The sequence below is a fragment of the Litoribacterium kuwaitense genome, from assembly GCF_011058155.1.
Lineage (GTDB): Bacteria > Bacillota > Bacilli > Bacillales > DSM-28697 > Litoribacterium > Litoribacterium kuwaitense.
This window is the reverse complement of sequence record NZ_JAALFC010000061.1, coordinates 1-11,868: the sequence shown is the minus strand read 5'-3', so window position 1 is coordinate 11,868 and position 11,868 is coordinate 1. Positions and strand designations below refer to the sequence as shown.

The following is an 11,868-nucleotide window of genomic DNA, read 5'->3' as shown; positions in this document are numbered from 1 at the left end:
TTTTTTCATGTGGATACCCCTTTCGCCCATTGAATACCGATACTTGTTCATTTATTTTATCTTACTTGTGAATGATTGAATTTGTCAACAGCAAGCGCAACTTACTCAACCAAAGTGGTGCCCTGCATCACTTGGAAACGCATCAATTATGCACAAACTGTAGTAATTAAATCCGATTATGCTCTTTATTAAGTGAAGGAGATGAAAATCTTAAATCTAAAATCCCGGGATAAGAACCTTCACCTTAAAGAAGAAATTAGGAGGAAAATTCAACGGCAAATATTGTTGAGCTTCGAGCAGCATTTATACCTCAAGGTTGGATTGTATATTTTCGTACTTCGGAAGTCATTATTTACTACAATGGGAATAATCGAGAATTCACCTATTATACCGAAAACCAACCAGAAAAATCAAAAATGGTCCAACACATCATCTGTAATTTTGAAAACCAAACCCTTAGACACTTTAGATCTACAGGCCCGACAATTGAACGGACAGTTGATAGAGATACTGGAGAAGTCTTGCAAGAAATTGAAGATCACGCTCCTACCTCAGGTTTAACGATTGCCGATGAAAGGATAAATTCTAATTCGGCTAGTTTTTATCTGCGAGGCCACGCTGGAAACCCTTTAAATACTGATGCACCAGCTATTGATTGGGAATATACAGTCGATGTTAATTCATCTGGTATAGTCACACTTGATGGCAGACATGATGGTTACCCCGCTCATGAAATCTACAAACGTTTAGATAATGGAGCTCCAGTTGAACTTTACAGACATGATCCACGAGTAAGTGGCGAAGGGCCAGAATCGTTATTTCCTCCAATGGGAAATGATTTTCGAGGTACTTTTTAGCTAGATTCAATAGTCGGGGGTGACCATCTCCCCCGACCTCTTAGATGACCGTTAGAATAGCACCTCATTAAATTCTTTGGGAGTAAATTTATTACATATGACATTCTTAAAACCATTCTACTTCTAATATTGGCTATTTATTTACCTTTTTCCGTCAGGGATATCTATTGCCAAAATTAGGTATTAATACAATAGGATGAAGTACTATTTCAGCGAGACCTTCTTTAAAATTCTTACAATTATGTAAAAAAAACCTATTAATATTATTGCTAAAGGTACGGTAAATGGAAAAAGAATAAAGGCATAAATTGTACCCCATTTGAAAGTTCCTAAAAAATTTATTGTTTCTATGCCTTCTCTTACAATAGCAACACCAAAAATCGCACCAATAGTTCCGCTGTATAATGTAACTAAAAACGCACTTATTAAACTAATAATTGCTAATTTTTTTAATGATAATTCTCTGAGTTGATTAAAATATGCGCCAAGCACAACAAAGTTTATCGAAAAAGGAACAATTACGGCAAGGTATACCCAGTGGGGGCCAAAAACGGACATGCCACCCCCAGCTAGAATTTGAACAAATAGATTAAAGTGATATGCAACAACAATTGAACTGATTACACCAAATAGAAGACCTATGGCACATAACAAATATTTCAATTGATTACTCACCACGCTAAATTAATTTTAATTTATAAGATTACGTTTAGCAAAACGTCAAGAATTATTAAGACAAGACAATCCCCTCTAAAATTACTCCATCATTAAATTGTTACATGTTAAATGTGTACTTATTATATACTCGGAAATTCCCATTCTATTAAAGATGTCTTCGAATTACCAGCAACGCTTTTCTCTTAGACACTTCAAGCTTTTTACATCCAGAATTTATATTTCCCAAAATAACATCTACTAAAATTAATATCCACCCACCACCCTCATTAAATTTAAAAAAATGTGGTTTTTAGACGTTATTTATTACTTTATATGTAAAGGGAGGGATTATTATGGGTAAGAATATTAAATGTATTTGCAAAACTGAAATTAAACGAATTGCTTGGAGACTACAATACCGGCAACGCAAAATATTTCGAAACGAATATAGTCATGCTTTAGATCATCTATCGTTTAGTTATGACCCTAGCGTCGGGATATTTAATTCTATATTTGTAAGAGAAATTATTCAAAGTCTTTCTTGTCACGTAGAACGTTATTTGTTGATAAGAATTTACCTTGATCAAGCAACTGAAAAAGAAGTAGCGCTCGAACTCAAAATGTCACAACAGTGGGTAAACAAATGGAAAAAAATGCGTTAATAAAATTATATCAAACCTTGAACTGCAACAGCTCATAAGTGAAACTCAACAAGGAAATCAATATAGTTTGGAAAGAATTATTAAGATATTTGAAGCAGATATTCATGAAGCTGCGAATTGGAAGGGAATGAATAGAGAAGACGCAGTTCAGGAAATCCTAGCTGAATTCATATCATTTTTACAAAAAAATAACTTTAAAACATGAAGGCTTTCTTTGATGTCAATGAACTTTTTACAATAATTGATTGTTTAAGCCATCAAGACTTCGTTTTTAATTAACAGGCGAAGACAAACACTATGTCCTTAATTCACGTAAAAAAGACGCGTGTAATTAAAGACAATTTATCGACTTGTCTTTAATTCAAAAGCGCTCTACGATAATAAAAACGAATGATTGATGGAAGGAGCTTTTCACCTGATGAAAACAATTGAGGAGTTAGAACATATATTGTCCGAACCTTCAGATAAAATCGCGGACGATCTAAGACAATTGGATGGCGACATTCTGATTCTTGGGGTTGGTGGAAAAATGGGACCGACACTCGCGTGGATGGCCAAGCGGGCGAGCGACCGCAGCGGTGTCCAGCGGAAAGTGATGGCCGCGTCCCGCTTTTCTTCAGGAACATTACAACAGCAGCTTGAACAGCAAGGCATCGAAACATGTAAAGCTGATTTGTTAAATAAGGACGACATCGCCAAGCTTCCTGAAGCGAAAAACATTATTTATATGGCGGGAAACAAATTCGGTACAGTCGGCAATGAGCACTTTAGCTGGGCGATGAATACGTTTGTTCCCGTGCTTGTCGCCAAGCGCTATCGCCAATCACGAATTGTCGCTTTTTCCACCGGTAATGTCTACCCACTGACGCCCCTTATCAAAGGGGGAGCAACAGAAAAAGACCCGACGGACCCGATCGGAGAATACGCCCAGTCATGCCTTGGGCGGGAGCGCATTTTCGAGCATTTTTCCCGCAAGTATGACATTCCGATGGTTCACTTTCGCTTAAATTATGCCATTGACATGCGGTACGGCATTTTACTAGAGATCGCCCAAATGGTAATGGGAGAGAAACCCATCCAGCTTGATACAGGCCATGTCAACGTCATTTGGCAAGGCGACGCCAACGAATATGCCCTCCGCTGTTTAACCGTTTGTGACACCCCACCACGCATCTTAAATGCGAGCGGTCCAGAAACCGTCTCCATCCGCTGGCTCGCTGAAGAATTTGGCGCGCTTTTTGCGAAAGAACCGGTGTTGATTGGCGCAGAAAAAGACACCGCCTTATTAAGTAACTCCTCAGAAATACACCGGCTGTTTGGTTACCCGCAAGTGCCGCTTAGGCAAATGATCGAATGGACAGCAGATTGGGTCAAGTCAGGCGGGGAAACAAGCAACAAGCCGACGCATTTTCAAGAACGCGCAGGGAGGTTTTAATCGTGAGAAAGCTTACGCAAGAGAAAAAGCGGCGATTACATGAAGGGACGGTCATTCCAGCACATCCCTTAGCGTTAAATGCTCAATTGAAGCTTGATGAACAAAGGCAACGGGCACTGATGCGATACTATATCGACGCTGGAGCCGGCGGTGTTGCAGTCGGCGTTCATACGACCCAGTTTGAGATTCGCCAGCCCGAACATAATCTATTTGAAACCGTCCTTCGTTTAGCTGCAGAGGAAATCGAAGCACACAGCGATCAAGCTTTTTTAAAAATTGCCGGCATTTGCGGAGATGACGAGCAGGCTGTTCAAGAAGCAAAAACAGCCGCCACGCTCGGTTATGACCTTGGGCTCGTCGCTATGAGCAAACCTGCCGATGCCACCAAAAAAGAGGTACTCAAGCGCATCGAAAAAGTCGCCGCTATTCTGCCGATCTTTGGCTTTTACTTACAACCGTCTGTCGGCGGTCGTGTGTTCAGCTACGATTTTTGGCGCCAATTCGCCGACATCGACGGCGTTGAAGCGATCAAGCTCGCACCCTTTAACCGCTACCAAACTCTTGATGTCGTCAGAGCCGTCTGTCATTCACCACGCAAGGAGAAAATCGCGCTTTATACCGGAAACGACGACAACATCGTTGCCGACTTGTTAACGACGTATCGTTTTCAAACCGATGAAGGCATCGTCCAAAAACCAATCGTCGGCGGCTTGCTCGGGCATTGGGCGGTCTGGACGAAGACAGCCGTTTCGCTACTAGAGGAAATCAAAATCGCGCGCACGGAAGACCCTTCCCGCATACCAGAGCTTCTCACGCGCGGTATTGAAGTCACCGACAGTAACGCCGCATTCTTTGACCCAGCCCACGGCTTTGCAGGATGTATCCCAGGCATTCACGAAGTACTACGAAGACAAGGGTTACTTGAGGGCACGTGGTGCTTAAACCGTGGCGAAACCTTGTCTCCAGGGCAGACAGAAGACATCGACCGCATTTACGCCGCATACCCACACTTGCACGACGATGATTTCGTCAAAGCGAACCTTGCCAAATGGCTCAAGTAAACTAACGGAAGGAAAGGAAGTTGAACAAAAATGTCGCGAAATTGTAAAATAAATACAAAACCTATCCACATCGGTGTGATCGGTACACCCCCATTGGTCCGCGCCTGCCAGCGGGCGCTCAAGCTGTTCCCTTCCTTCGTTCCACTCATTGATCATATTGACGCGGACCTCACCCTAGAAGAAATCATCGCCAAGCGCCTCCCCGACGTCGAGGTACTGCTTTTTACCGAATATCGCACGTACGCCAAAGGCACAGCACACAAAACGTATCCAATCCCGCTCCATTACGTCCCCTTTCGCGGCGGTGGACTGTATAAAGCATTGTTTCACGTGTATACGACCGGAAAACCAGCAGCATTGTCGATCGATTCACTCACCGACGCATCTGTCCAAGACGTGTACGGCGAATTACAACAGTCGCTCCCCGACGTTCATGTTTATCAAGGAGACAGCACCGCACCTGTAAACGACATCATCCAATTTCATCACACCTGCCAAAAAACAACCGTGACGCTGTCGCCTTGACCGGCGTGAAAGAAGTCGCCGACGCTTTGCTCGCGCAAAAGCTTCATTGCCAATGGATCACACCGACCCACCAAGACTATGTCGGTGCCTTGGAACGCGCCCTGCTGTCGACAGAAAAAAGACGACACCGGGAAAGCCAGGTCGTCGTCGGACTCATGAGAATTCACCAATTCCAGCAATCGATCAAGCATATGACCTCCGAGCACGACATCGCCCGGCTGAAGCTCGACGTGCACCGTACACTGCTCGATTACGTCAACGAGCTCGAAGGCCATTTAGCCAACAACGGCGAAGAATACATCTTCTTTACGACAAGAGGCGTGTTTGAACGCGTCACCCACGGCTACAAATCCATGCCACTCCTTGAAGACGTCAAACACGCCTTCGGCTTCACCCTGTCCGTCGGCGTCGGCTTTGGCCAAACCGCCAATGAAGCCGGCGCACACGCCCGCATCGCCCTTCGGCAAGCCAACGACGAAGGCGGCCACCAATGCTTCATCGTCACCGAGGACAAACGCATCGTCGGCCCCGTCGACACCGCCGCCCCCCTCGTCTACCCAACCGCCGTCACCGACGAAGGATTGCTAAAAAAAGCCGAAGCCGCCGGCATGAACGCCGTCCATATGCAAAAACTCATGGCCCAAGTCGCCCGCTTCGACAAAACCCATTACACCGCCACGGAACTCGCCGACGTCCTCGGTGTCACCCTTCGCAGCACCCACCGCATCCTCCTCCGCTGGCTCGACGCCGACCTCGTCCAGACAGCCGGGGTGGAAAAGACGACGACACGGGGCAGACCACGGCAGGTTTATGTATTGGGGTTTTTGGAGTGAGGGAGTAGAAGGGAGGTTAAATTCCCCCTGGTCAATTGCTATGGATACCAATGGAGCTTATAAAAGAGCAAGGTTTTTAACATAGACAGAAGTGCTTCCATTGAAGTAACAGGTCTATGACCAATGCTGTGCGTAAACTACGCCCACCACTTACCTTTATAGTGGACCTACAACAGGAACACTGAGTCGTTGATACTAAAAAAAGTGATACAGTTAAAGATAAAACACTCGTCATTTAGGCTTCAAATTGATGCTCCAAAAACATTTCCAGATCTACTGCTAAAAACATCCTATCACGCGCTCTCTGTTTTTCATGTCTCAGCTTATGATGTATAGTAGCACTGCTGACACTGTGCTATCAAGCCAATACCATTAATGAGGCAATTCCAATCACTCTTATTAGATTTTCCCCTCGTTGATGAATGCTCTCAAGCCGTGTATATTTTATCCACTTGGCGCCGAAGTTGATTGTTCTCCTTCAACAGGTTGATGCTCTATATTGGATTCTGTAAAATCCGAAAATGAATCAGTTTCAAATTTGCTAGGTGCAGAGGATCTTTTCTCACCTTCCATTGGAATATGTATCACTTCACGTGTGTTGGGCTGATTCATCATTGTGGCATGTACTGTAACAGAACCTAATAATACAGAAAAAATCGTTAAACCAATAGCAAGCTGTGAATGACGCTTTTTTTGTACCTAGATCTCATAATCATATCTAACCTCCTTTCAAGATGCTTCAAACTGTCACTACTTAATGCTGAATAAATTTTGCTTTGATTGTCGGCTACAATCCATAGTACCCTTAAAAGTAATTTACAATATCTCCCCCTTTCATTTTTATTCATCATTAAAGTTACGCTTTCATCGCAAGAAAGCTCACAAAAGCGATCAATCTCAATTCTCAATTTATAAACAAGCGGATTAAACCAATGTAAAGAATGAATTAACAACATTAGTAGCTTTAACCAAGAATCACGTCGCTTCCAATGTATCAATTCATGGGAAAATACAAATTGTAACTCCTCCGAATTAAGATCAACACTCGGCAAAACAATGCGCGGCTTAATAAGACCATATAAAAACGGTGTTGATACAAATGGCGATTGAAATACTAAAATTTCAGATTTTACCTCTTTTTCTCTTTTGCACTTTTCTAATATTTCAAGAGTTTCCTTGTTAGTAATTAACGTACACATCTGTATAACCCGCTTATGAAAATGATAGTTTTTAATTAGAGCGACTGTAATAAATACTATAGATCCTAATAACAAGACATAGGGAAAAAAGCTAAAATAAAAAAACAAAGGATTTCTTCCCTCAATCAAAACTGTTTCGAATTTCAGATTATTATATAGGATTGTTGATATAGAACCATTGGGCAAGTTGGACCAAAATGAAAGCTTGTACTCTGGTAAGAATAGAGATAGCACTTTATGATAAGGAAGAACCAGAAATAAATAGACAAATACACTTGTATAGTAATGCCATCTTGCACTCATAGATCTATTTGTCTTTTTTTGAAATACCTTTAGCATTAAATAAAACATTCCGGTGATTACAGACATTAGAAATAATTGCTGGTAAATATCTAGAAGAACAAGCCTCATTAGCTATCCTCCAATCGCTTCATAAGTAATTCAATATCCTCCTTAGATAAATCCTTATTATCAATCAGTGTATTTACCAGACCAAATGCAGACCCGTTATGGATATCACTAATAAACTGCTTTGTTTCAAAGTCCAAATATTCCGCCTCTGTAATGCAAGCTGCATAATGGTTCGCTTTGCTGATGCGAGTCGCCGTAAGAAAACCTTTCTCTTTTAAACGCGACAAGAATGTAATGGTTGTATTTCTCTTCCAATTTCTAGCTTCTGGGAGTTGATCCATTAATTCTTTTGTTGTTACAGACCGCTTAGCTTTCCAAATGAAGTTCATTATGATTTTCTCAGTCTCAGATAAATGCTGAATTTTATGTCTCACATTAAATTTCTCCTTATTAACCTACAACATGTCTACATACATAAGTCTACACAATGTAGAATTCAATTGTCAATAGCCTGTAAATTATTTATTGACCTCAGATGCTTCGAATATCGGTGTTAAAATCCTCAAGAATAACGGTTTAACATCTGAAGGCCGAAACGGCTCCCCTGCAATGATTACTGGATCGAGGGAATGATTTATAATTAAAGCAAATAAAAGTGGTGTTCTACCAATTCAGTTTTTAAGTTCCATGAATGCTTCTTTGCATACCCTCATTGCTGTTAAATTGCTTGCATAAATGAACTTAAATATTTGTTTCAGCTTTTTTCTCAAATGAGTTTTTTGCGTTCATAGTCTCCTTAAACTTCCAACTGCATTCAACCACTATCAACTCCCCGTCCCCTGATACTGATTCAAAAATCTTGACCAAATGACGAGTGACAACAAAAAGAACAACGGACCGACCAATGGTGTGATTACGATAAAGAAAGGCGAGATGTCTTTATCAAGAATAAACAGACTTGGGTAGTAATTGATGAACGCTAAAGGAATGATCCAAGTAAGGGCGACTTGAATCCAGGAAAAATAGATCGATAGCGGGTAGTTTACAAAATCTTTAACTTTAAATAATAAGCTGAACAAATAACTTACTCTGAGAAATTTAAAGCTTAATGAACCAATGATGACGAAAAAGGCTGCTTGAAGAAAGGCACCACTAATAATGCACAACATTAAATAAATCAACTTGACCGCATCCCATTGAATTGACAATTGCGTCATAGACCAAATTAATACACTGACTGAAATGATCAGGTGAGCAATATAGCCATAGTTAAACATACTAGCCACCAAATTCATTAATGGGTTCAGCGGCTTAATGAGATATTTATCAAAATCTCCATTGATGATGATTTGATCAATGCTTGTCATCGGTGTGTAGAAAAAAGTTGACCCTAATGCATAAGTTAAAATGCTTAAACTGATTAAGAGTGCCATTTCCGGCCACAGCCAACCATCAATCACCTTAAATTCTTGCAGTAAGATCCAGACGACTAAAAAATTCGCTGCATACCCAAAAATCTGACCGAATGCGCCTAAAATAAAATCGACTCGATATTCCATCCTGACTTTAAAAATGGTTAAGATATACCGATAAAACAGCGTAATAGACAAAATATCACATCCTTTTTATCCGCCTTGCACGACGAGCCGCTTAACTGCAAATTTCCAAAGAACCATATTGATTGCCAATAATAGCAGGACCCAGAAACACCCCAGTGCCAATACGGCAAGGTCGTCCTCTATTCTGCCAAGATACATCGATGTTGGGATGAAGCCAAGGTATTGAAAGGGCAATAGATTAGCAATATTCAACCAAAAAGAACTAAAAAACCATAACGGTACAAATGAACCCGAAAAAACGGTAATAAGCGCGTTCAATGTCCAGCTTAAAGCAAACGTCGTAAGCATCCAAAAAGAAATAAGTGCGATTAAATAGCCTAATAAGAAAGAAATCACAATAGCAATCAAAAGACTAACAACAAATGGAAATAGATCACTCATTTCGGGTAGCTGAATCCCAAAAATAATGGCCGCGATGATAATCGAAGGAATGACATTAAATAGCGTATTAAATAATGCTAGACCTGTTTGATCTGCAAACAGCTGCAATGGATAACTAATCGGTTTTTGCAAATCAACACTAATTCCACCAGTTTTCAATTTTTCACTTACCGGCTGAAATACGTTCGTCATTAAAATCGTCATTGATGCCGTCGTGACAATTGAATACGTAATCATTTCTTCAAGGGTCACTCCGCTCGAAGCACCTACCCCTAGCAATGCTTTCCATATCGATACTTGGATAAAAATGACGAAAATATTTCCCGCGATTCTTAACCATACTTCTGATCGATAAGCCATATTCTTCACAAATGATTTTTCAAAAACCTATGTACGGTACCATCTTCACTCACACTCTCTACATTGCCTTTTCGCTAATTTGATTGAAATATAACCTTATGACTTCCTCAATATCAGCACTTTCAATAGAAATATCCTTAATTAAATGTTGTCCAGAGATACCATTTATAGCTTTAATGATATCGACACCTTCTTCAAATTCTAAAATTTTTCTTGAACCTTCATCTCTGATAAGAGACGCCTTAGGAATATGGATTTCACCTGGGTTATCGACAAATTCAATGGTTACTTTTTTCTTTAATGTAATTTGACGACTCAATTGATCGACTGGCCCATCATAATGACTTTTACCTTGATTAACGATCATAATCCTGGAACAGACTTCTTCAATATCTTTCAAATCGTGCGTTGTTAAAATAATGGTCGTGTTCTTTTCTTTGTTAATATAAGCTAAAAACTCGCGTATTTTATGCTTTCCAACAACATCCAGACCAATCGTAGGTTCATCAAGAAAAAGCAACTGAGGATCATGAATTAACGCGAGCGCAATCTCCGCTCTCATCCGTTGACCCAAGCTTAACTGCCGTACCGCTTTATTCATAAAAGAACTCATATCAAGCATATCTATGTAAATATTCAAACGCTTTTGATAGTCTGTTTCTGAGATTTTATAAATATATTTATGCAGTTCAAAAGAATCGACGACAGGAATGTCCCACCACAACTGACTTCTCTGCCCAAAAACAACACCAATATTTTTTGCTAGCTTTTTTCTGTTTTGAAAAGGAACAAGTCCATTTACTGTGACCTGTCCAGACGTCGGCACTAAAATTCCTGTCAACATTTTAATCATCGTCGACTTTCCCGCTCCGTTTGGCCCCAGATATCCTACCGATTCGCCTTGTTTAATCGTAAAAGAAATGTCATCTACCCCTTTGGTCGTGTCAAACTCTCTAGTAAACAACGTTTTGAATGCCCCTACAAGACCCGGAAATCGTTTATACGTTTTGTAATATTTTCTTAAATGCTCAACTTCAATTATGTTCATATTTTTCCTTCCCCCTAAACTCCCTGCTAGGGCTCCTTTAAATCACTTTATCTATAGCTAGTAAAAAAAATCTCTGTGATCGATCACTGCAGTTAAGGTGAAAATCACTTAAGTTTCTCAAAAATTAAAATCTATTGCCTAAAATAACAATTCGATACATATATTTTATTATTCTAAAATTTGCTAATGTTGTAATATTAGTCTAACCAACTGGATAAGTCAACCATAACTTGCAAGAATTCACAGCTGGGATTGCGTTCTCCTTACCATACACACCGTCGAATAAAAGAACGACGGCTCTCTTTTTTCACATCTATCATGCAATAAAGAACATTTTTACTCTTTGCTTTCCGCCATAAAAACAGTCGCTCCTCCAATGCCTTTGCGCCGTGTAGATATTGCTTCCTATGTGCAAAATTAGTTTTTTGAATGTGCACATTGAATTTAGTTACTGTAAGTGTTGATCGGAATAGAAATGAACACGCAGAACATAAGAAGAACTCTTGAGTAAACAAAATTGGTTACGGACGATCGCTATAAGGGAGTCACATGATGTAAGTATAATTCCTAAAGGGTATATCGCGGGGATAATTAACCAAACAGCCAAAGTTAACATAAAAAATGGAATGCTCTTAAAATTTTGAAATAGGAAGATTTATAGGTTAGTATAGATATTGATAAAATTTGATATTAAATGGAGGTAAGTAGATGACGGTAAGAGTTGGAATTAATGGATTTGGTCGCATTGAACGAAATGTCTTTAGAGCTTGTTTGGACAACCTGTTTATGGCACAATAAAAACGTAATGAACGGCAGTTAATTTATGCAATAAAAAAAGCCGCTTGCCAACACCTAAAAAAATACATACACTCCTTTTGGG

At 40.2% G+C, this 11,868-nt stretch carries 12 protein-coding genes; 6 read left to right on the top strand and 6 right to left on the bottom strand.

From position 1 onward, the window contains the following. Nucleotides 1–281: 281 nt before the first annotated feature. On the top strand, nucleotides 282–857 hold the full coding sequence (locus G4V62_RS18020) for a DUF3238 domain-containing protein (protein WP_312855541.1): 576 nt from the start codon (nucleotides 282–284) through the stop codon (nucleotides 855–857). A 204-nt stretch (nucleotides 858–1,061) separates the two neighbouring features. On the opposite strand, the gene G4V62_RS18015 is transcribed toward G4V62_RS18020, so the two are convergent. Next, nucleotides 1,062–1,520, bottom strand: coding sequence for a hypothetical protein (locus G4V62_RS18015; protein ID WP_165204886.1), 459 nt, complete (start codon nucleotides 1,518–1,520; stop codon nucleotides 1,062–1,064). Between the two features lie 347 nt (nucleotides 1,521–1,867). Between G4V62_RS18015 and G4V62_RS18010 the strand changes: the two genes are divergently transcribed. The 5 genes from G4V62_RS18010 (at nucleotide 1,868) to G4V62_RS17990 (ending at nucleotide 6,030) form a co-directional block, all read left to right on the top strand. Further along, nucleotides 1,868–2,176: a hypothetical protein gene (locus tag G4V62_RS18010; RefSeq protein ID WP_165204884.1), complete on the top strand. Its 309-nt coding sequence runs from the start codon at nucleotides 1,868–1,870 to the stop codon at nucleotides 2,174–2,176. Nucleotides 2,177–2,594: 418 nt separating this feature from the next. Then, nucleotides 2,595–3,611: an NAD-dependent epimerase/dehydratase family protein gene (locus G4V62_RS18005; RefSeq protein ID WP_165204882.1), complete on the top strand. Its 1,017-nt coding sequence runs from the start codon at nucleotides 2,595–2,597 to the stop codon at nucleotides 3,609–3,611. A 2-nt stretch (nucleotides 3,612–3,613) separates the two neighbouring features. Next, the gene (locus tag G4V62_RS18000; protein WP_312855540.1) at nucleotides 3,614–4,672 is read left to right on the top strand and encodes a dihydrodipicolinate synthase family protein; all 1,059 of its coding nucleotides are present in this window, start codon (nucleotides 3,614–3,616) and stop codon (nucleotides 4,670–4,672) included. Between the two features lie 30 nt (nucleotides 4,673–4,702). Beyond that, nucleotides 4,703–5,197: a hypothetical protein gene (locus G4V62_RS17995; protein ID WP_165204880.1), complete on the top strand. Its 495-nt coding sequence runs from the start codon at nucleotides 4,703–4,705 to the stop codon at nucleotides 5,195–5,197. Beyond that, complete coding sequence (locus G4V62_RS17990) at nucleotides 5,194–6,030, top strand: helix-turn-helix domain-containing protein (RefSeq protein ID WP_165204878.1); 837 nt, start codon at nucleotides 5,194–5,196, stop codon at nucleotides 6,028–6,030. Before G4V62_RS17995 ends, G4V62_RS17990 begins: the two co-directional genes overlap by 4 nt. Before the next feature lie 659 nt (nucleotides 6,031–6,689). On the opposite strand, the gene G4V62_RS17985 is transcribed toward G4V62_RS17990, so the two are convergent. The 5 genes from G4V62_RS17985 to G4V62_RS17965 all read right to left on the bottom strand — a co-directional run bounded on the left by G4V62_RS17985 (nucleotide 6,690) and on the right by G4V62_RS17965 (nucleotide 10,988). Then, the gene (locus G4V62_RS17985; RefSeq protein WP_165204876.1) at nucleotides 6,690–7,640 is read right to left on the bottom strand and encodes a M56 family metallopeptidase; all 951 of its coding nucleotides are present in this window, start codon (nucleotides 7,638–7,640) and stop codon (nucleotides 6,690–6,692) included. After that, nucleotides 7,640–8,014, bottom strand: coding sequence for a BlaI/MecI/CopY family transcriptional regulator (locus tag G4V62_RS17980; protein ID WP_212508835.1), 375 nt, complete (start codon nucleotides 8,012–8,014; stop codon nucleotides 7,640–7,642). The genes G4V62_RS17985 and G4V62_RS17980 overlap by 1 nt, the downstream gene beginning before the upstream one ends. Nucleotides 8,015–8,404: 390 nt before the next feature. Beyond that, nucleotides 8,405–9,190 carry an ABC transporter permease gene (locus tag G4V62_RS17975; RefSeq protein WP_165204874.1) on the bottom strand — a complete coding sequence of 262 codons (786 nt, stop codon included), beginning with the start codon at nucleotides 9,188–9,190 and terminating at the stop codon, nucleotides 8,405–8,407. Nucleotides 9,191–9,205: 15 nt separating this feature from the next. Continuing rightward, nucleotides 9,206–9,940 carry an ABC transporter permease gene (locus tag G4V62_RS17970; RefSeq protein ID WP_165204872.1) on the bottom strand — a complete coding sequence of 245 codons (735 nt, stop codon included), beginning with the start codon at nucleotides 9,938–9,940 and terminating at the stop codon, nucleotides 9,206–9,208. Nucleotides 9,941–9,998: 58 nt separating this feature from the next. Next, nucleotides 9,999–10,988 (bottom strand): ABC transporter ATP-binding protein, encoded by a 990-nt coding sequence (locus tag G4V62_RS17965; protein WP_165204870.1) that lies wholly within the window; start codon nucleotides 10,986–10,988, stop codon nucleotides 9,999–10,001. Between the last annotated feature and the right edge of the window lie 880 nt (nucleotides 10,989–11,868).